This is a genomic window from Clostridium sp. TW13 (assembly GCF_024345225.1).
GTDB lineage: Bacteria > Bacillota > Clostridia > Clostridiales > Clostridiaceae > Inconstantimicrobium > Inconstantimicrobium mannanitabidum.
This window is the reverse complement of sequence record NZ_BROD01000001.1, coordinates 3,638,753-3,660,080: the sequence shown is the minus strand read 5'-3', so window position 1 is coordinate 3,660,080 and position 21,328 is coordinate 3,638,753. Positions and strand designations below refer to the sequence as shown.

Genomic DNA, 21,328 nt, shown 5'->3' with positions numbered 1-21,328 from the left:
AAGATTAATGCTAAATATAAGCAAGAAAACTTTTAAAAAAGATTACGTGAAAAAATTTATAGAACTGCACGGAAAAGAATTAGAAGAAGGAACGCCTCAAAATAAGTATGAAACTTTAGGTACTTTAGTAAGAGATTATATAGCAGAAATGTGGATTGCTACAAATAAAAAATATAATAAAACCCAAGAAAAGCAAGTCTATTATTTATCTGCAGAGTTTTTATTAGGAAGATTGTTAGGCAACTCATTATTGAATCTTGGGATAAGGGATATTTGCAAAGAGGGACTTGCAGAGTTAAATATAAATTTGGAGGAATTGGAAAATTTAGAACAAGACCAAGGGTTAGGAAATGGTGGACTAGGGAGACTTGCAGCATGTTTTCTAGATTCAATGGCTTCTCTAAATATACCTGGTCACGGATGTGGTATAAGATATAAATATGGATTTTTTGAGCAGAAGATAATAAATGGTTCTCAAATTGAGGCTCCAGATAATTGGTTAAGGGGGGGAAATGTATGGGAGATAAGAAAACCAGATAAAGCTGAAATTGTTAAATTTGGTGGTGAAGTAAAGGTTGAAATGATTGATGGAAATATGACCTTTATACACATAAATTATGAACCAGTTTTAGCAGTTCCTTATGATACTCCAGTAGTAGGATATGAGAATCAAGTTATAAATACTCTAAGGCTTTGGAGTGCAGAACCTGTATCAAATGAGTTCGATTTTTCGTCTTTTAGTAGAGGAGATTTTTTAAAGGCTATAGAATACAAAAATTCTGTAGAAGCAATTTCTCATGTCCTTTATCCAGATGATTCATTTTATGAAGGGAAGCTGCTTAGATTAAAGCAGCAATACTTTTTTGTATCAGCAGGTCTTCAAAGTATAATAAGACACTATGTTAAACATAATGGAGACCTAGAGAATTTAGATGAAAAAATAGCTATCCACATTAATGACACTCATCCTACATTAGCGATACCTGAATTGATGAGAATTCTAATAGATGAAGAGGGTTTATCTTGGGATGATGCATGGAGGATAACAACAAATTCAGTTTCGTATACTAACCATACAATTCTGGCAGAAGCTTTGGAAAAATGGCCTGTAGATATGTTTAAGAAGATATTGCCAAGAATTTATATGATAGTTGAAGAAATAAATAGAAGATTCTGTGAGGAATTATGGAGTAAGTATATTGGCCAGTGGGATAAGATATCTAGAATGGCTATCATAGGAGATGGATATGTAAAGATGGCGCATTTAGCTATAGTAGGTAGCCATAGTGTAAATGGAGTAGCAAAACTTCATACAGAAATACTTAAGAAGCAGGAAATGCAAGATTTTTATTATCTATATCCAAGGAAGTTCAATAATAAAACAAATGGAATTACTCATAGAAGATGGCTTATGAAATCAAATCCAAAGCTAACCAAGCTTTTGGTTGATACTATAGGAGATAGTTGGATTAAGCACCCTACAGATATGGAGAAATTTGAAAATCATCTTGATGATAAATCTGTACTGGAAAGATTACAACAGATAAAGACAGAAAATAAGATAGACCTTGCTAAAACAATAAAACAATCATCAGGAATAATTGTGGATCCAAATTCTATCTTTGATGTTCAGGTTAAAAGAATTCATGCTTATAAAAGGCAAACATTAAATTGTTTGAGAGTAATGAATTTATATAATAAACTTTTAGAAAATCCCAATCTTGATATAGTACCAAGAACTGTTATATTTGGGGGAAAAGCAGCTCCAGGATATTTTCTTGCAAAGAAAACTATAGAGCTTATAAATGCGGTAGCTGATAAGATAAATAATGATCCTAGAGTGAATGAGAAGCTCAAAGTAGTATATCTTGAAAACTATAGGGTGTCTTTGGCAGAAAGTATAATTCCAGCTGCAGATATAAGTGAGCAAATTTCAACAACTACTAAGGAGGCATCCGGAACCTCTAATATGAAATTTATGATGAATGGAGCTATAACTATAGCAACCTTAGATGGTGCAAATGTTGAAATAAGAGATGAAGTTGGCGATGACAATATAGTAATCTTTGGTATGAATGAACGAGAGGTATTAGATTATTATAAAAATGGTGGATATTCTTCTTGGCAAGTATGTAATGAAGATGAAAGATTGAAAAGAGTCACTCAAGATTTAGTTAATGGATATTATTCACCAGATAAAGAAAAGTTCAAAACTATATATGAACATTTATTGACATATAATGATGAGTTCTTTGTACTGAAAGATTTTGATTCTTATTTAAGAGCGCAAGACAAAGTTGATGAAATATATAGAGATTCCATTAGGTGGCAAAAGATGGCTGGAGTTAATATAGCTCATTCAGGTATTTTTTCGAGTGATAGAACAATACAAGAATATGCTACAGGAATATGGGGATCAGGATTTTTATACAAAAACTTATAGTAGATGAGAGTTATTACAGGTATTTATATACTTGTTAGAAATGTTGATGTTTCTCGGAGGCTGCATTGATGCTTCTCTGAGATTCATTAAATTAATGTTAGGAGCAAATATATGAGCTATACAATGCATGATTCACAAAATTTATGGTTTAGGAATCCGTTTGGTGCAGTTAGTACAGGAACAGATGTAATGATTAAATTTGAGGGCGATAATATAGATGAAGTATGCCTAAATATTGTACATCAGGATTCAAGAATTGAAAATTTAGTCATGGATAGGTATGCAAAAGAAGGATATATAAATTCATGGCTATTTGAGAAAAAGATAAATGTTGGAGAGACAGAAGGGCTACTATTTTATTTTTTTAAAATAAAGCAGGGAAGTAATACGTTTTTTTATGGTAATAACCAGGAATCATTAGGGGGAGCTGGACAAACATATGATTATAATCCAAAGTGGTATCAAATAACTGTATATAAGAAAAATATTATACCTGAATGGTATAAGGATGGAATTATATATCAAATTTTTGTAGATAGATTTTATAACGGAAATAAGAATAATAAGATTGAAAATAAGAAACCTAATAGTTTTATATATGGTTCATGGAATGATAGGCCAATATATGTTAAGAATCAAAGCGGAGCTATAGAGAGATGGGATTTTTATGGCGGCAATTTATTGGGGATTATCAAAAAGTTAATGTATATAAAGTCATTAGGTGTTAATACAATATATTTAAATCCAATATTTGAATCTGTGTCATCCCATAAGTACGATACAGGAGATTATATGAGTATCGATCCTATGTTTGGAAATGATGAGATATTCAAGCACCTTTGTGAAGAAGCCGAGAATTTAGATATTCACATAATTTTAGATGGGGTATTTAGTCATACAGGAGCAGATAGCAGGTATTTCAATAAGCATGGGACTTACCCGGAGTTAGGTGCATATCAGTCCAAGGAATCACCTTACTACAGTTGGTATAACTTTAGTGAGCATCCTAATAAATACGATTGTTGGTGGGGGTTTGATAATCAGCCAAATGTAAATGAGTTAGCACCGTCATATTTAGACTACATTATATATAATGAAAACTCTGTAATAAAAAAGTGGATGTCCTTAGGTGTATTTGGTTGGAGATTAGATGTAGCAGATGAATTACCAGACGAATTTATAAAAAGGTTAAAGAGTAAAATAAGAGAACTTAATGATCAATCTATATTGTTAGGTGAAGTATGGGAAGATGCTTCAAATAAAATTAGTTATGGGGATAGAAGAAAATATTTTTATGGAGAGGAACTGGATGGTACTACTAATTATCCATTAAGAGAGTTAATAATTAATTTTCTTTGTAATAGGATTGATAGTGAGATGTTTAAAAGAAGATTTATCAGTTTAAAGGAAAATTATCCTCCTGAAAATTTCTATTCTCAAATGAATATAATAGGTACTCATGATACTGAAAGAATATTAACAGTATTAAACAGAGAATGTTGTGATAAGGGAGCAGATTTGTTAAAGTTAGCAGTTACAATTCAGATGACCGTGCCAGGAGTACCGTTGATATACTATGGAGATGAGGTTGGATTGCTTGGTGAAGCTGATCCAGATAATAGAAGACCTTATCCTTGGGGATTTGAAGATAAGGATATTTTGATTTATTATAAGAGATTTACCTCATTAAGAAAGCATAGTGAAGTATTGAAGAAAGGTGACATTAGGTTTTTTTATACACATCGGGATATATTAGCATTTGAGAGATTGTATAAAAGGGAAAGTATAATAATTTTAGTCAATAGAAATAAATCTGAGGTTATTAAATTTGATATTGGTGGAATAAGGGGAGCATTTAAGAATTTATTTAGAAATGAAGAAATCCATCATTCAGCTAATGGCATGTTAAGTATGTCTTTGTCACCACTGGGTGTTGATGTATTAATAAAAATAAAAGATTAAAATTCAAATAAATAAGAATAAATTATCATAAGTATTCATATTGTATCATGAGATATTATTTATCCATGGGGGTGAATTTATGATAAGAACAGTTGTATGTGAAAAAGAAGGTTGCAAAGGTAGTCGCTTTTTTATTAGGACTGAAAATGGGAATCTATACATGAAGTGCAAGGAGTGTGGAGAGGAATATTGTTATGATGTAAGTTATTATGACTATACTATGTTATCTTCTTGTGCAAGTTGTAATAACGATTTATTTAAGATATTTAAAGATACAGATCGTGAGGGAATTTATGCAAAGTGTTCAGAGTGTGGCAATCCGCCAGAAAAGATCTACGTGGATAGTAGGGGGATGCAAGTAACTTATGAACAAAAAAAGTTAGATGAATTAGCTAATATGATTTATAAAGTAGATGAAAAAGTAAATTTAATAGAAAATAAGCTTCAAACAATAAAGGAAGAGCAAGATATATTAGAAGAATCTATGGCATATATAAATAAATTTTTAGCTAGTAAATGAAAATTTATTTCAGCTTACAATTTGCTGAAAAACAAGGTGGGTTGTAAGCTGAATGAAATGATTTTTGGGGAATAACTAAAAAATATAGCTATATTTTTGTAAGAAAAGTCAAAATATATTGAAGATTGAAATTATAAACTGATATAATTATATTATAAAAATGGGTATTTAAGGAATGGTATAAGAAAAATGGGCGATTTAGAAGGGAGTGGGAAGTTATGGCAAAGAAAGAAATAGTGGCGATGATTTTAGCAGGGGGGCAGGGCTCTAGATTAGGAGTTTTAACAAAGAAAGTAGCGAAGCCAGCAGTACCATTTGGGGGAAAGTATAGAATAATCGATTTTGCATTAAGTAATTGTGCGAATTCTGGAATATATACAGTAGGAGTTTTAACACAATATAAACCATTAGAACTTAATTCACATATTGGTATAGGAAGTCCATGGGACCTTGACAGAAGAGATGGAGGAGTATTTGTTTTACCTCCATATTTAGAAGAAAAGGGTGGTAATTGGTATAAGGGAACAGCTAATGCAATTTATCAGAATATTTCTTTTGTAGACAACTTTGATCCAGAGTATGTTCTAGTATTATCAGGTGATCATATTTATAAAATGGATTATGAGATAATGTTAGATTTCCATAAAGCCAAGGGAGCTGATGCAACAGTAGCAGTTATTGACGTTCCATTAAAAGAGGCTAGTAGATTTGGGATATTAAATACTAACGAAGATGGATCAATATATGAATTTGAAGAAAAACCCAAGGAACCAAAGAGTACCAATGCTTCTATGGGAATATATATATTTAACTGGAAGGTTTTGAAGAAGTTCCTTAAAGAAGATGAAAATGATAGGAATTCAAGCAATGATTTTGGAAAAAATATTATTCCCAATATGTTGAATGATGGAAGAAAGATTTTTGCATATGAATTCAAGGGATATTGGAAAGATGTAGGCACAATAGAAAGCCTTTGGGAAGCTAATATGGATCTTTTAAAAGATGATAACATGTTAAATTTATATGATGATGACGGCAGAATATATTCAGTCAACCCTGTGAGACCAGCTCAATATATTGGAGCAAATGCTGATGTGAGATCTTCTCTAATTGTTGAGGGATGCATTATACATGGAGAAGTTAAAAATTCTGTACTTTTTCCAGGGGTTACAGTTGGAAAAAATTCTATAATTAAAGATTCTGTAATTATGCCTAATACAAAAATAGGCGAGAATGTAGTTATATCCAAGTCTATAGTTGGCAGTAGTGTTACGATAAGAAAAGACTGCAGAATTGGAAATGGTAAGTCTGTGGTAGTTGTAGGGGATAGGGAAGAAGTTAAGAGTTCAACAATAATAGAAGGATAATTTTTGGATAAAGTTCGGGGGTAGAGAAAATGAAGGATTTTGTTGGAATAATCAATTTAGACGAGAGAGAAGACAACATAAGAGAATTAACAAATACTAGGCCACTAGCATCAGTACCACTTGCTGCAAGATATAGAATAATTGACTTTGTTCTATCTAATATGACTAACTCAGGAATAGAAAGTATAGGAATTTTTGCGAAAAATGATTCTAGATCATTAGTAGATCACTTAAGTAATGGTCGTCCATGGGATTTACACAGAAAAAGAGATGGACTTAGGTTTTTTAACTTTGGGCAGGCTGCACCAGTAGATGATGATGTTCATATGTTTGCAAATAATTTGGATTTTATTAAATACAGCAAGGAAGAATATGTGATAATAGCGCCATCATATATGATTTGTAATATAAATTTAATTGAAGCAGCCAACTATCACAAAAGCACTGGAGCAGATATAACAATAATTTATAAAAGTGTAAATAATGCAAATGATCATTTTTATGGTTGTGATTTGTTGAATATAAATCAAGAAAATAGAGTTGTAAGTGTTGGAGAGAATATAGGAAGCTCTAAAGATGCTAACATAGGAATGGAAATGTTTCTAATGAGAAAAGACTTATTTGTCTCAATAGTATACGAATGTGTCAAGACAGGAAGATGGAAAAAAATAAAACAGTGTATTTATGATAGTCTTAATAGTTATTTTGTTAATGCCTTTGCATTTGAGGGCTATTTAGCTTGCATCAATTCTTTACAAGCTTATTATAAAGCTAACATGGATTTATTAAATGTTAGAGTTAATAATGAATTATTCTTTGATAATGGACCAATTTATACAAAGAGCAAGGATGAATGTCCTACAAAGTATACAAATGATAGCAAAGTAGTAAATTCAATAGTTGCTAATGGTTGCTATATTGAAGGAACTGTAGAGAATTGTGTTATAGCTAGAAGAGTTCGCATTAAGAAGGGAGCATATTTAAAAGATTCTATAATACTACAAAATACTATTATTGGACCTGATGCTATTATTGTTAATGCTATAACTGATAAGTTTTCTTACATTCCAAAGGGTGAAGAATTAAGAGGAAGCAAAAAGTTCCCTGTAGTAATAGAAAAGGCAAAGATGTTTTAGTTGAAATATAGATTTTAATGATGATAATTTAGTGTTTTTTAACTATATAATAAACATAAGTAGAGTAAGCGGGAGTAATGATATGAAAATTTTATTTGTAACGGCAGAAGCATATCCCTTTATGAAGACTGGTGGTTTAGGGGACGTAGCGTATTCATTACCGAAATCACTGAAGAATTTAGATGTAGATATACGAATAATAATGCCAAAATATAAATTTGAAAAGAAAGTTAGAAGGCGAATGAAAAAAATAGCTTCTTTCAAAACATATATAGGATGGACAACTGTAGATTGTTCATTATGGAGTCTTAATTTTGAAGGAATACAATACTACTTTATAGATAACCCATATTATTTCTATAGAGAGAATGCATATGGATATTATGATGATGGTGAACGATTTATATATTTTTCAAAGGCAGTTTTAGAGGCAATAAAATATTTAGAAAATTTCTATCCGGATATAATACACTGCAATGATTGGCATACAGCTCTAGCTGTTCCTTTAAAGGATGTATATTATGGTGATAATGAATTTTATAGCAATATAAAAACTGTATTTAGTATTCATAATATCCTTTATCAAGGGATATATTCACCAGATATACTTTGGATGCTAGGTTTGGATAAGGAGAAATATTTTAAAGAAGATTGTTTAAAATACTACGATTCTGTATCATTTATGAAGTGGGGAGTTTTATCAAGTGACGTAGTTACTACTGTTAGTAAATCATATGCCCAGGAACTTACTAAGGAATATGTATCATATGGATTAAGTTCTGTATTTATTAACAAAAAAGATAAGCTTAAAGGTATTTTAAATGGGCTTGATTATGATATGTTCAATCCTGAAACAGACAAAGAAATATTTAAAAATTTCAATATAAATACTATTCAATATAAATTAGATAATAAAAGAGATTTACAAAAACAACTGAGTTTAAATGAGGACTTAAACATACCATTAATTTCTATGATTACTAGGCTTACAGATCAAAAAGGCATAGATTTATTGGAAGCTGCTATGTACCAATTGATGGAGCGAGATATTCAATTAGTGGTTAATGGAGTTGGAAATAAAAATTATGAGATTATGCTTAAACATATGGAAGAAAAGTATAAAGGTAGATTCAAAGCATTAATTGAATTTAAACCTGAATTATCAAAAAAAGTATATGCTTCTTCAGATATGTTTTTGATGCCATCTAAATTTGAGCCTTGTGGCTTAGGACAAATGATTGCAATGAGATATGGAACAGTACCTATTGTTAGAAGTACAGGTGGACTTAAAGATACCATTCAGGAATTTAATAAGTATTCAATAGAAGGAAATGGTTTTACTTTTCAGGGATACTCTGTTGAAGATTTACTTACAGCTATAGATAATTCATTAAAGATATTTAAAGATAAAGATTTATGGCTAAAACTAATTGAATTGGATATGCAGGCGGATAATACATGGAATAAGTCTGCTAAAGAATATAAAAAATTATATTTTAAGTTAATAAAAAATAAATCTAAGTAAGATACTTATGAAGCCTAGAAGAGATTAAATTTAATAAAAAAACTAAAAGGAGAAATTCATTTGTAAGTTTCTCCTTTTTTGTTTAAAAAAAATTATATATTTTTTTAAAAAATATGTAGAAAAGAAAGTGTAAATACTATAATATTATATAAAATTTATTTATAGCATTGGGGGCTAATTTTATTATGAAGGACTATAGAAAAAAACTTAAAGATTGCAAAAGAGTGGTAGTGAAGGTAGGAACATCTACATTAACTTATGAAAATGGCAATATTAACTTAGGAAAACTAGAAAAGTTATCTAGAGAAATATCAGATTTAGTTAATAGAGGTTATGAAATAGTTTTAGTTTCATCAGGTGCGATAGGACTTGGATGTAGTAAGCTTAAGTTGAGTGAAAGACCTCAAAGTATAAGAGAAAAACAAGCAGTTGCGGCAGTTGGTCAATGTGAACTTATGTCGTTATATAGCAAGCTATTTGGTGAATATGGGCATGTTGTAGGTCAAATACTATTAACAAGAGATGTAGTTGAGGATTTACATATGAGAGAGAATGTATGTAATACCTTTCAGATATTGTTAAGCAAAGGGATAGTACCAGTTGTTAACGAAAATGACTCTGTTGCCATTGATGAAATAGAAAACATATGTAATTTTGGTGATAATGATAATTTAGCTGCAATTGTGGCAAAACTTATAAATGCAGATTTATTAATTATTTTATCAGACATAGATGGACTTTATGATTCTGATCCACGAGTTAACAAGGCTTCTAAACTTATGCCGGTAGTATTTGAGATAAATGAACAACTAGAAAGCATAGCAGGGGGAGCAGGATCTAGTGCAGGCACTGGTGGAATGAAAACAAAGATTGAGGCAGCGAAGGTTGTTATCGGGGAAGGAATAAATATGGTCATAGCTAATGGAGCAGAAGATAGATCTATTGATAGAATATTAGGTGGTGAGGATTTGGGAACTCTATTTTTAGGTGAGAAGGGAGAAAAGTAAATGGAAAATTTAAAAAGTCTAGGCGAAAAGGCTAAAGTAGCAAGCAAAGAAATTGGGATAATGGATACTTGTAAAAAAAATAAGGCTATAGAAGAGATTGCTAAATTTGTTGTACAGCATAAAGACTTTATAATTAAGGCAAATGAAATTGATATTGAGAATGCAAGAAATAACTCTATGAAAGAAACACTTATTGATAGGTTACTCTTAACCGAGGATAGAATAAATTCTATGGCTAAGGCAGTAATGGAAATAGTGGCACTTGATGACCCTGTAGGGGAAGTTGATGCCATGTGGAAGAGACCAAATGGTTTAGAGATTGGACAGAAAAGAGTACCTTTAGGCGTAATAGGGATAATATATGAAGCACGTCCAAATGTGACATTGGATGCAGCGGCGTTGTGCTTAAAATCAGGAAATGCAGTGATTTTGAGAGGTGGAAGTGAGGCTATTAACTCTAATAAAGCAATTGTTGATATAATCAGAGATGCTCTTGAGAAAAGTGGTTTACCAAAAGATTCAGTACAGCTTATCCAAGATACCTCAAGGGAAACTACAAAAGAAATGATGAAAATGAATGAATATATTGATGTATTGATTCCAAGAGGAGGAGCAGGATTAATAAAGGCAGTTAAGGAAAACTCTTCTGTTCCTGTAATTGAAACTGGAACTGGGAATTGTCATGCTTATGTAGATGATTCCGCAGATTTTGAAATGGCATTAAATATAATTATTAATGCAAAGTGCAGTAGGCCATCTGTGTGCAATGCTTTGGAATCAATCCTAATTAATGAGAATATTGCTGAGAAGTTTGTGCCAGTGTTATGTGAGAAGTTAAGGGTAAATAAGGTCGAAATAAGGGGTTGTGAAAAGGTAAAGGCAATTTGCACAGACGTGGTTTCAGCAAGTGAAGAGGATTGGGCAAAAGAGTATTTAGATTATATAGTATCTGTAAAGATAGTGAACTCAATTGATGAAGCAATTCAGCATATAGATAAATATAGTACAGGACATTCCGAGACTATAATAACTAATAATTATCAGAATGCGCAGAGGTTTTTGAATGAGGTAAATTCAGCAGTAGTATACGTAAATGCATCAACGAGGTTTACAGATGGAGGCGAGATGGGATTTGGAGCTGAAATTGGAATAAGCACGCAGAAATTACATGCAAGAGGACCAATGGGATTGAAGCAACTTACTACTATAAAATATATTGTTTACGGAAATGGGCAAATAAGATAAAACGGCAGTATATACGCATGAAAGTGAAATTTAAGGAAATGTTAAGGTAAGTTTATAACTAATTGGTATATAATTAACTATAACATAGCTAGTTTAATGGAATGTTATAGGAGGAAGTAAGGATGTTAAATAAAAAAGATAAAAATTTAGATGTTATTCTATTAGCATTGGGAATATTGGCCTTGATGCTTATTAAGAATTCAACAAGATTTTTAGGAGTAGGCTTGATTTCTCTATCACTAACATACTTTTTTATTGATGGAGCTATTAAGATGAATACTAGAAAACATAACAAAATAAGTTAATAGTTAAAATGTCTAATTATATTCTCTATATTGATTATTTTTTATATGCTTGTACTGATGAAATACATCAGTTATTTGTAATAGGCAGAAATGGCTGTATAAGAGATGTGTTTATTGATACATTTGGTGGGTCAACATATTTAGTGTTAGCTTATATTTATAATTATCTTAAAAAAGAAAATAATAATGATTTGGGATTAATTGTTTCAGTATTAGAAAGTTTGACTATGAAACAATTAATCCTATATTTTTATAGGAGTGCAGAAAATATTCTAGCAAAACTATCGATAAATTTTTTGAAGAAATTCTGATTTTCATATTCTTTTAAGGTGAATTCTCTACATTTTTTTAAATCCTCAATAAATAGCATATCTAACTTTTGGGTGGTTTTTTTATCATAAATTACTGCATTAAGTTCATAATTTAATTCAAAGCTGCGTCTATCCATGTTTGCAGTTCCTAGTGTAGCCAACATACCATCAACAGTAAGTGTTTTAGAATGAATAAAATTCTTGCTATCATAAAAATATACTTTAGCTCCACAACGAAGAAGTTCTGCAAGGTAACTTCTAGAAGCACGGTTCACTAAAAAATGATCAGCTTTTTCTGGAAATATAATTTTTATTTCAACTCCACTCAAGGAAGCTAATACAAGGGCATCCATTATGCTTTCAGATGGTATAAAGTATGGTGTTGATATATATACATACTTAGTAGCCATAGATATCATTTTTATCATACCATGCATTATAGATGGAAACTCAGAATTTGGGCCACTTTTTACTAGCTGCATGTAATTTTTTTCAGCTGTTATGGAAGGTGGAAAGTAACTAAGGTAGTCTTTTTCGTAAAAGTTTAATCCTGTATTTGCTTTTTGTATATTCTTAAAGTCATTAAAGAAAGCATCTTGTAGTCCTAAAACGAAATCACCTTTAACCATAATATGAGTATCTCTCCAGTAACCAAGTTTACTCTTACCAATATACTCATCTCCAATATTAATTCCGCCTATGAAACCAATCCTACCATCTATAACAACAAGTTTTCTATGATCCCTATAATTGATTTGAGTGTTAATCCATTTTACTAATGGTGCCAATATATATGTGTATATAATTAGTTCAATGCCAGCATTTTTTAGTTCATTAATTGTTCTTCTTTTCAATTTAGATGATCCAACTTTATCAATAATAAAGCGAACTTTTACTCCTTCTAGGGACTTTTTAATTAATATATCTTTAATTTCATTACCAAGAGAATCATCTCTAAATATATAATACTCTAAATGAATATGATGCTTAGCTTTTAATAGTTCTTTTTTTAGAACTGCAAATTTTTCTATTCCATCTTTAAATATAGTTATTTCATTATTTACAAATATAGGTGAGTGGCTGTTATTAGCTAAAAGTGCAATGAGTGGGGTATATTGTTTATCTGGAAAGTTTTGAATTACTGAATCAACTAATGTGTTTATAGCTTCTGTATTAGAGGAATCTTTAAGTCTGCTTATTTTCCAATTCCTCCCCAGAAATATATATAATATAAGTCCGATGGGAGGTAGTGTTAACAATATTAATAACCAAGCAATAGTTTTAGCGGGTTGTTGCCTTTCTAATATAACTATAGTTATTCCTAATATTAGATTTATAATAAATGTTATAAAGAAAATTATTATAACAACTGTCAACTATAAATACCTCCCCCAATAAAAGATTAATGTATATTTGTATTATGCTCAATAAACCTATTTATAAAACTATTTTTGAATAATTGGGAAAATTAATCTATAATACACAGTGAAAATATATATTTCAATAAGTTACATATAATTAATTAAGTAGCAAAAATAAGTTTATCAAAAAAGGTAGGGTGGTAACTAATGAACAAGAAGATTATAGCAGTTATAAGTTCAATAACTATTTTGACTACATTATTAGTAGGATGTGCTGAGGATAAAATAACAGGGAAGCCAGAAAAAAATAATGAAATTAAGTCAGTAAAACTAATAGTTCCAGATGGCCTTCCATCGATAGCTTTATCAAAGTTAATTAAAGATGATAAGAAAATTGGCAGCGTTAATATAGAATCGTCTATTGAAAAGACAACAGAAGCCTTAACTAGTGATATATTAAAAGGGGAGCCAGATATAGCTGTAGTTCCATCTAATTTGGCAGCGCAAGCTTATAATAAAGGCATAGGCTATCAAATTGTTGGTACAGTAGGCTGGGGATCAATGTTTTTGGTATCCTCAGATCCAGAAATTAAAACTATAGATTCTGTTAAAGGTAAAGAAGTGTGTAATATAGGTAGAGGGCTTACTCCAGACATTGTTTTTAAAGGGGTGCTTAAGAATAAAGGGATAGATGCAGAGAAAGATTTGAATTTGTCTTATGTAAGTGCGGCTTCAGAATTACCACCTTTATTAATAAGTGGTAAGACTAAAATTGCAGTAGTTCCAGAGCCGGCATTATCAGCTATAGAAGTTAAGAAAAAGGATTTAAGGATTATTTCAGATTTAAATGAAGAATGGAAGACAATATTAAGTTCGCAGTATGGTTTTCCACAATCAACGTTGATTGTTAAGGAAAGATTGTTGAAAACTAATAAAGACTTTGTGGATAAGTTTATAAAATCAGTTGAGCAGGATGTAAACTGGGTGACTGAAAATAAAAAAGAAACTGCAAGTATTTCTAAGGAATTAGGAATAACAATAAATAATGCCATTGTTCCAAAAGCACTAGAAAAAGCAAATATCAAGTTTGTTAATATAAAAGAAACAAAAAGTGTTTATAAAAAGTATTTTGAAAAGCTAAAGGAATTTGAACCTAAAAACATAGGTGGAAAGGTACCAGATGAAAAAATATTTGGGGAATAAAATAAGAACAAAATTGATTTTCACGGCTGTTTGGGTTTTCATATGGTACTGTGTAGCAGAAGGAATAGATAATGAAATACTTCTGCCATCACCTCTAAATGTAGTCAATTGTGTTATGCAAATTGTAACAACAAACGAATTTGTTAATGTTTTATTTAGTTCTCTTGAAAGAGTAGTATTAAGCTTTATAGTATCTTTAGTTTTGTCAATTATAATAGCAGCAGTGTCCTCTAGGTATAATATCTTTAACGATTTTCTATCACCAATTATATTAATATTAAAATCAATTCCTACTATGGCATTTGTAATAATTATTTTGATTTGGTTAGATAAAAATAGTGCACCTTTTTTAATAGGAGTGATGATATCTTTTCCTATATTTTATGATACAACTCTTAATGCCATAAAAAGTGTAAACAAAGATCTTATAAACATGGCAGATATTTATGAAGTTGGAGCAGTTAAAAAAATAATATATATATATATACCATCAGTCAGCTTTGCAATACAAGGAATATTAAGTTCAACTTTATCATTAATTTTAAAAGTAGTAGTTGCAGGAGAAATATATGGACAACCTAAGTATGGAATAGGAGCATCATTACAGTTGGAAAAGATGTATCTGAATACTGCTGGAATATTTGCTTGGATAGTTATCATTGCTTTAATAAGCATAGTGTTTACGTTTCTTAGTAATATCGTAGAAAGGATTGTCTATAGATGGAAGAGAGAATAAAAATAGTAGGTATAAATAAAAGATATTCACAACGTGAACTATACAATAATTTTAATATTGAAGTGGTCAAAGGGAAAGTTACTTGCATATTGGGTAAATCAGGTTGTGGAAAGACGACTTTGCTAAATTTGATTTGTGATAAAGAAGAGTTTAAGGAGGATGTTAGCTATATATTTCAAGAAGATAGACTGATCCCATGGCTTAATGTATATAAAAATATAGAATTTGTAATTGCAAAGAAATATAAAAAGCAACAGAGGAAAAAGATTATTGAAAAGCATCTTAATATGCTTAATATTGAAAAGTATGCTAATTATTATCCAGAACAACTAAGTGGGGGAATAAGGCAACGGGTAGATATTGGGAGAGCCTTTGCATATCCATGTAATATTCTTTTAATGGATGAACCCTTTAAATCTTTAGATATAAAAACAAGAAATGATATAATAACTGATTTTAAAGAACTGATTGCTAAGGAAGAGAAGACTGTTATATTAGTGACTCATGATGTTGAAGAGGCAATATCTTTAGGTCAGTATATATATATTATAGGGGATGAACCAGTAAGGATTTTAAACTACTATGAAGTTTCTAATTATAAAAACGACATAGGTACCTTAATAAAATATATTTCTCAAGATTATAATTCTATTTAGCTAGATTTACATACTCTAATGCATTGTAATATTAAATGCATTAGAGTATTTTATATTTCAAGTGCTACAGTTTTTTAGGAGAATACTGATTTTTACACAGATTGTTTTACAGAGGGAGTGATGTTATTTATATTGGTTATCAAATGAAATTGTTTTATTATATGTGGATATGATTCTATATAAAAGTACACATTTCCTAGTGTATCAATATAAGAAAAAATGAATTATATTGAGAATAAAGTAGAAATATAAAAGTAACTTAAAAATTTGATGCAATATAAAACTTTTTGCTTCAGATGATATGGTAAGATAGTCCTTGTCGCTAAGGCGATGTGTGAGAAATTCAAAACAGATTGAATCAAATCTCACAAAAAACTTTTCAAAAGAAGTGTTGACACAAAACACTTTGGATGATAAGATAAATAAGTCGCCAAACGGTGACAACATAAAACAAGATGATCTTTGAAAATTAAACAGAGGAAACTAATAGTTCATATGAACTTTTTTTAAGACCAGCAATTCTTTTAAGCGAAAGCTAAGATGAGACTTAAAATGATACTTCCGCATGGTGTAAGGAGTTTTTCAAAAGGAAACTTCCCGCGAGCGTGAAGTAAGCATCTGTGCCAAATGTGAAATTTGGAACATCTGCTTAAATTGAGAGTTTGATCCTGGCTCAGGACGAACGCTGGCGGCGTGCTTAACACATGCAAGTCGAGCGAGAAAGTCTTCTTCGGAAGACGATCTAGCGGCGGACGGGTGAGTAACACGTGGGTAACCTGCCTTATAGAGGGGGATAGCCTTCCGAAAGGAAGATTAATACCGCATAACATGGTTTTATCGCATGGTAGAATCATCAAAGGAGTAATCCGCTATAAGATGGACCCGCGGCGCATTAGCTAGTTGGTGAGGTAACGGCTCACCAAGGCGACGATGCGTAGCCGACCTGAGAGGGTGATCGGCCACATTGGGACTGAGACACGGCCCAGACTCCTACGGGAGGCAGCAGTGGGGAATATTGCACAATGGGGGAAACCCTGATGCAGCAACGCCGCGTGAGTGATGAAGGCCTTCGGGTTGTAAAGCTCTGTTTACAGGGACGATAATGACGGTACCTGTGGAGGAAGCCACGGCTAACTACGTGCCAGCAGCCGCGGTAATACGTAGGTGGCAAGCGTTGTCCGGATTTACTGGGCGTAAAGGGAGCGTAGGCGGATTTTTAAGTGGGATGTGAAATACCCGGGCTCAACTTGGGTGCTGCATTCCAAACTGGAAGTCTAGAGTGTTGGAGAGGAAAGTGGAATTCCTAGTGTAGCGGTGAAATGCGTAGATATTAGGAAGAACACCAGTGGCGAAGGCGACTTTCTGGACAATAACTGACGCTGAGGCTCGAAAGCGTGGGGAGCAAACAGGATTAGATACCCTGGTAGTCCACGCCGTAAACGATGGATACTAGGTGTAGGAGGGTCCAACCTTCTGTGCCGCCGTTAACACATTAAGTATCCCGCCTGGGGAGTACGGTCGCAAGATTAAAACTCAAAGGAATTGACGGGGGCCCGCACAAGTAGCGGAGCATGTGGTTTAATTCGAAGCAACGCGAAGAACCTTACCTAAACTTGACATCTCCTGCATTACTCTTAATCGAGGAAGTCCCTTCGGGGACAGGAAGACAGGTGGTGCATGGTTGTCGTCAGCTCGTGTCGTGAGATGTTGGGTTAAGTCCCGCAACGAGCGCAACCCTTATTGTTAGTTGCTACCATTTAGTTGAGCACTCTAGCGAGACTGCCTGGGTTAACCAGGAGGAAGGTGGGGATGACGTCAAATCATCATGCCCCTTATGTTTAGGGCTACACACGTGCTACAATGGCAAGTACAAAAAGATGCAATACCGTGAGGTGGAGCAAAACTCAAAAACTTGTCTCAGTTCGGATTGTAGGCTGAAACTCGCCTACATGAAGCTGGAGTTACTAGTAATCGCGAATCAGAATGTCGCGGTGAATACGTTCCCGGGCCTTGTACACACCGCCCGTCACACCATGAGAGTTGGCAATACCCGAAGTCCGTGAGCTAACGCGTAAGCGAGGCAGCGGCCGAAGGTAGGGTCAGCGATTGGGGTGAAGTCGTAACAAGGTAGCCGTAGGAGAACCTGCGGCTGGATCACCTCCTTTCTATGGAGAACATCTAAGTGATGGAAACATGTACTTGGATAAAAACGAAGACTGGTTATCCTCTGTTTAATTTTGAGAGATCTTCTCTCAGAATTTTGTTCTTTGAAAATTGCACATAAGTATATAAAAAATTACATTTTAATGTAATATCTCAAATGTCAAATTCAAATGCGAATTTAGATTTAGTAACTTTGTTAAGATAGGCACGATGTGTTTTGATAACACATCAACAAAAAAGAAACGAGTAGTACGCGGAGCTGACCAGCGAGCAGCAGAGCTTACTTAGGTAAGTGAGCAGCGCAGCGAGGAAAGCGACAAAGTAATACGAAGTTAGTTTTTTGTTGCATTGGCAAAAAGAAGCGAGTAGTACAAGAAAGTGACGAAACGAAGCGTGGAGCTTACTTAGGTAAGTGAGCACTGGAGTGAGGAAACTGACGCAGTAATACGAAGCTGATTTTTGACAAAAGGTCAAGCTACAAAGGGCGCATGGTGAATGCCTTGGCATCAGGAGCCGATGAAGGACGCGATAAGCTGCGATAAGCTTCGGGTAGGCGCACATAGCCTGTGATCCGGAGATTTCCGAATGAGGGAACTCACATGGGAAACCCCATGTACTGTACAATGAATAAATAGTTGTATGGAGGTAAACCTAGGGAACTGAAACATCTAAGTACCTAGAGGAAGAGAAAGAAAACTCGATTCCGTAAGTAGCGGCGAGCGAAAGCGGAAGAGCCCAAACCAGAGATTTATCTCTGGGGTTGCGGACAGAACATAACGTGAAGGTATCGTAATTGAAGATAGCTGGAAAGCTACACCGTAGAAGGTAATAGTCCTGTAAGTAAAACGAGAAGATCATAGTTCTGCTCCAGAGTACCACGAGACACGTGAAACCTTGTGGGAAGCAGGGAGGACCACCTCCCAAGGCTAAATACTACCTGATGACCGATAGTGAAGAAGTACCGTGAGGGAAAGGTGAAAAGAACCCCGGGAGGGGAGTGAAATAGAACCTGAAACCGTGTGCCTACAACCGATCAGAGCACCATATGAGTGTGATGATGTGCTTTTTGTAGAACGAGCCAACGAGTTACGGTATGTAGCGAGGTTAAGTACTTAAGGTACGGAGCCGAAGGGAAACCGAGTCTGAATAGGGCGACTAGTTGCATGCTGTAGACCCGAAACCGGGTGACCTATCCATGGCCAGGTTGAAGCGAGAGTAAAATCTCGTGGAGGACCGAACCACGTTGGTGTTGAAAAACCATGGGATGAGCTGTGGATAGCGGAGAAATTCCAATCGAACTCGGAGATAGCTGGTTCTCCCCGAAATAGCTTTAGGGCTAGCGTCGAATATGAGTAATGGAGGTAGAGCACTGAATGGGCTAGGGGGCATAGCGCTTACTGAACCTTATCAAACTCCGAATGCCATATACTATTAGTTCGGCAGTCAGACTACGAATGATAAGATCCGTGGTCAAAAGGGAAACAGCCCAGATCGTCAGCTAAGGTCCCAAAGTGTAAGTTAAGTGGAAAAGGATGTGGGATTTCCAAGACAACTAGGATGTTGGCTTAGAAGCAGCCACTCATTAAAAGAGTGCGTAATAGCTCACTAGTCGAGAGATCCTGCGCCGAAAATGTTCGGGGCTCAAACTTACCACCGAAGCTACGGCATCAGTTATACTGATGGGTAGGGGAGCGTCGTAATCGGGCTGAAGTCGTACCGTAAGGAGCGGTGGACTGATTACGAGTGAGAATGTTGGCATTAGTAGCGAGATGTGGGTGAGAATCCCACAGGCCGAAAACCTAAGGTTTCCTCAGGAAGGTTCGTCCGCTGAGGGTTAGTCGGGACCTAAGCCGAGGCCGAAAGGCGTAGGTGATGGACAATCGGTTGATATTCCGATACCACTATTAATCGTTATTACCGATGGAGTGACACAGGAGGATAGGATGTGCTAGCTATTGGATGCTAGTCTAAGCACTTAGAGAGTTGTGATAGGCAAATCCGTCGCAACAATCTTGAGGTGTGATGGGGAAGGAACTACGGTTCCGAAGTATCTGATTCCACGCTGTCAAGAAAAGCTTCTAGGGAGAGAAATAGTGCCCGTACCGCAAACCGACACAGGTAGGTGAGGAGAGAATCCTAAGGCCGGCGGAAGAATTACAGTTAAGGAACTAGGCAAATTGACCCCGTAACTTCGGGAGAAGGGGTGCCTACGAGAGTAGGTCGCAGAGAATAGGCTCAAGCAACTGTTTAGCAAAAACACAGGTCTCTGCTAAAGCGAAAGCTGATGTATAGGGGCTGACGCCTGCCCGGTGCTGGAAGGTTAAGGGGAATACTTAGCGCAAGCGAAGGTATGAACTTAAGCCCCAGTAAACGGCGGCCGTAACTATAACGGTCCTAAGGTAGCGAAATTCCTTGTCGGGTAAGTTCCGACCCGCACGAATGGCGTAATGACTTGAGCACTGTCTCAACTGTAAATCCGGCGAAGTTGTAGTACCAGTGAAGATGCTGGTTACCCGCGATTGGACGGAAAGACCCCGTAGAGCTTTACTGTAGTTTAGCATTGAGTTTCGGTATTGTCTGTACAGGATAGGTGGGAGACTGAGAAACCAGGGCGTCAGCCTTGGTGGAGTCACCCTTGGGATACCACCCTGACAGTACTGGAATTCTAACCGGGCGCCATGAAACTGGTGACGGGACATTGTTAGATGGGCAGTTTGACTGGGGCGGTCGCCTCCAAAAAAGTAACGGAGGCGCCCAAAGGTTCCCTCAGAACGGTCGGAAATCGTTCGAAGAGTGCAAAGGCAGAAGGGAGCCTGACTGCGACACCTACAAGTGGAGCAGGGACGAAAGTCGGGCTTAGTGATCCGGTGGTACCTCGTGGGAGGGCCATCGCTCAACGGATAAAAGCTACCTCGGGGATAACAGGCTGATCTCCCCCAAGAGTCCACATCGACGGGGAGGTTTGGCACCTCGATGTCGGCTCGTCGCATCCTGGGGCTGAAGTAGGTCCCAAGGGTTGGGCTGTTCGCCCATTAAAGCGGCACGCGAGCTGGGTTCAGAACGTCGTGAGACAGTTCGGTCCCTATCCGTCGCGGGCGCAGGAAATTTGAGAGGAGCTGTCCTTAGTACGAGAGGACCGGGATGGACTGACCTCTGGTGTACCAGTTGTTCCGCCAGGAGCATGGCTGGGTAGCTAAGTCGGGAAGGGATAAACGCTGAAAGCATCTAAGCGTGAAGCCCACCTCAAGATGAGATTTCCCATAGCGTAAGCTAGTAAGATCCCTTGAAGAACACAAGGTTGATAGGTCAGAGGTGTAAGTGTGGTAACATATTTAGCTGACTGATACTAATAGATCGAGGGCTTGACCAATAAAATAGATTAACAAAA

General features: G+C 34.8%; 14 protein-coding genes and 2 rRNA genes. 15 read left to right on the top strand and 1 reads right to left on the bottom strand.

What is annotated here, in order from left to right; translation table 11 throughout:
* The first annotated feature begins 7 nt into the window (after nt 1-7).
* From OCU47_RS16890 to OCU47_RS16845, 10 genes are all read left to right on the top strand, one after another.
* Nucleotides 8-2,443 carry a glycogen/starch/alpha-glucan phosphorylase gene (locus tag OCU47_RS16890; RefSeq protein ID WP_261829769.1) on the top strand — a complete coding sequence of 812 codons (2,436 nt, stop codon included), beginning with the start codon at nt 8-10 and terminating at the stop codon, nt 2,441-2,443.
* Between the two features lie 111 nt (nt 2,444-2,554).
* Nucleotides 2,555-4,405 (top strand): glycoside hydrolase family 13 protein, encoded by a 1,851-nt coding sequence (locus OCU47_RS16885; protein WP_261829768.1) that lies wholly within the window; start codon nt 2,555-2,557, stop codon nt 4,403-4,405.
* Between the two features lie 79 nt (nt 4,406-4,484).
* On the top strand, nt 4,485-4,925 hold the full coding sequence (locus OCU47_RS16880) for a hypothetical protein (RefSeq protein ID WP_261829767.1): 441 nt from the start codon (nt 4,485-4,487) through the stop codon (nt 4,923-4,925).
* Nucleotides 4,926-5,143: 218 nt separating this feature from the next.
* Entirely contained in the window at nt 5,144-6,292 is a 1,149-nt protein-coding gene (locus OCU47_RS16875) for a glucose-1-phosphate adenylyltransferase (protein WP_261829766.1), read from the top strand.
* Between the two features lie 29 nt (nt 6,293-6,321).
* On the top strand, nt 6,322-7,428 hold the full coding sequence (gene glgD / locus OCU47_RS16870) for a glucose-1-phosphate adenylyltransferase subunit GlgD (RefSeq protein WP_261829765.1): 1,107 nt from the start codon (nt 6,322-6,324) through the stop codon (nt 7,426-7,428).
* An 82-nt stretch (nt 7,429-7,510) separates the two neighbouring features.
* Complete coding sequence (gene glgA, locus OCU47_RS16865) at nt 7,511-8,953, top strand: glycogen synthase GlgA (RefSeq protein WP_261829764.1); 1,443 nt, start codon at nt 7,511-7,513, stop codon at nt 8,951-8,953.
* A 185-nt stretch (nt 8,954-9,138) separates the two neighbouring features.
* The gene (gene proB, locus OCU47_RS16860; protein WP_261829763.1) at nt 9,139-9,960 is read left to right on the top strand and encodes a glutamate 5-kinase; all 822 of its coding nucleotides are present in this window, start codon (nt 9,139-9,141) and stop codon (nt 9,958-9,960) included.
* Nucleotides 9,961-11,205: a glutamate-5-semialdehyde dehydrogenase gene (locus OCU47_RS16855; protein WP_261829762.1), complete on the top strand. Its 1,245-nt coding sequence runs from the start codon at nt 9,961-9,963 to the stop codon at nt 11,203-11,205. It abuts the gene before it with no gap.
* Nucleotides 11,206-11,327: 122 nt separating this feature from the next.
* On the top strand, nt 11,328-11,510 hold the full coding sequence (locus OCU47_RS16850; RefSeq protein ID WP_261829761.1) for a hypothetical protein: 183 nt from the start codon (nt 11,328-11,330) through the stop codon (nt 11,508-11,510).
* Between the two features lie 8 nt (nt 11,511-11,518).
* Nucleotides 11,519-11,821, top strand: coding sequence for a VanZ family protein (locus OCU47_RS16845; RefSeq protein ID WP_261829760.1), 303 nt, complete (start codon nt 11,519-11,521; stop codon nt 11,819-11,821).
* Here OCU47_RS16845 and cls read toward each other — a convergent pair.
* The gene (gene cls / locus OCU47_RS16840) at nt 11,761-13,197 is read right to left on the bottom strand and encodes a cardiolipin synthase (RefSeq protein WP_261829759.1); all 1,437 of its coding nucleotides are present in this window, start codon (nt 13,195-13,197) and stop codon (nt 11,761-11,763) included. The two genes, OCU47_RS16845 and cls, sit on opposite strands and share 61 nt — an antisense overlap.
* Before the next feature lie 192 nt (nt 13,198-13,389).
* On the opposite strand from cls, the gene OCU47_RS16835 reads away from it, so the two are divergent.
* The 5 genes from OCU47_RS16835 (at nt 13,390) to OCU47_RS16815 (ending at nt 21,310) form a co-directional block, all read left to right on the top strand.
* Complete coding sequence (locus OCU47_RS16835; protein WP_261829758.1) at nt 13,390-14,385, top strand: ABC transporter substrate-binding protein; 996 nt, start codon at nt 13,390-13,392, stop codon at nt 14,383-14,385.
* Nucleotides 14,363-15,121, top strand: coding sequence for an ABC transporter permease (locus OCU47_RS16830; RefSeq protein WP_261829757.1), 759 nt, complete (start codon nt 14,363-14,365; stop codon nt 15,119-15,121). Before OCU47_RS16835 ends, OCU47_RS16830 begins: the two co-directional genes overlap by 23 nt.
* Nucleotides 15,106-15,777, top strand: coding sequence for an ATP-binding cassette domain-containing protein (locus tag OCU47_RS16825; protein WP_261829756.1), 672 nt, complete (start codon nt 15,106-15,108; stop codon nt 15,775-15,777). Before OCU47_RS16830 ends, OCU47_RS16825 begins: the two co-directional genes overlap by 16 nt.
* Nucleotides 15,778-16,427: 650 nt before the next feature.
* Nucleotides 16,428-17,942 (top strand): 16S ribosomal RNA (locus OCU47_RS16820).
* 466 nt (nt 17,943-18,408) lie between these two features.
* Nucleotides 18,409-21,310, top strand: a 23S ribosomal RNA gene (locus OCU47_RS16815).
* The 16S and 23S rRNA genes sit together here, the layout of an rRNA operon.
* The last annotated feature ends 18 nt before the right edge of the window (nt 21,311-21,328 follow it).

Coding starts and splice junctions, on each gene's coding strand:
- OCU47_RS16890 (WP_261829769.1), top strand. CDS start 8: ATGCTAAATATAAGCAAGAAAACTTTTAAAAAAGATTACGTGAAAAAA.
- OCU47_RS16885 (WP_261829768.1), top strand. CDS start 2,555: ATGAGCTATACAATGCATGATTCACAAAATTTATGGTTTAGGAATCCG.
- OCU47_RS16880 (WP_261829767.1), top strand. CDS start 4,485: ATGATAAGAACAGTTGTATGTGAAAAAGAAGGTTGCAAAGGTAGTCGC.
- OCU47_RS16875 (WP_261829766.1), top strand. CDS start 5,144: ATGGCAAAGAAAGAAATAGTGGCGATGATTTTAGCAGGGGGGCAGGGC.
- glgD (WP_261829765.1), top strand. CDS start 6,322: ATGAAGGATTTTGTTGGAATAATCAATTTAGACGAGAGAGAAGACAAC.
- glgA (WP_261829764.1), top strand. CDS start 7,511: ATGAAAATTTTATTTGTAACGGCAGAAGCATATCCCTTTATGAAGACT.
- proB (WP_261829763.1), top strand. CDS start 9,139: ATGAAGGACTATAGAAAAAAACTTAAAGATTGCAAAAGAGTGGTAGTG.
- OCU47_RS16855 (WP_261829762.1), top strand. CDS start 9,961: ATGGAAAATTTAAAAAGTCTAGGCGAAAAGGCTAAAGTAGCAAGCAAA.
- OCU47_RS16850 (WP_261829761.1), top strand. CDS start 11,328: ATGTTAAATAAAAAAGATAAAAATTTAGATGTTATTCTATTAGCATTG.
- OCU47_RS16845 (WP_261829760.1), top strand. CDS start 11,519: ATGTCTAATTATATTCTCTATATTGATTATTTTTTATATGCTTGTACT.
- OCU47_RS16835 (WP_261829758.1), top strand. CDS start 13,390: ATGAACAAGAAGATTATAGCAGTTATAAGTTCAATAACTATTTTGACT.
- OCU47_RS16830 (WP_261829757.1), top strand. CDS start 14,363: ATGAAAAAATATTTGGGGAATAAAATAAGAACAAAATTGATTTTCACG.
- OCU47_RS16825 (WP_261829756.1), top strand. CDS start 15,106: ATGGAAGAGAGAATAAAAATAGTAGGTATAAATAAAAGATATTCACAA.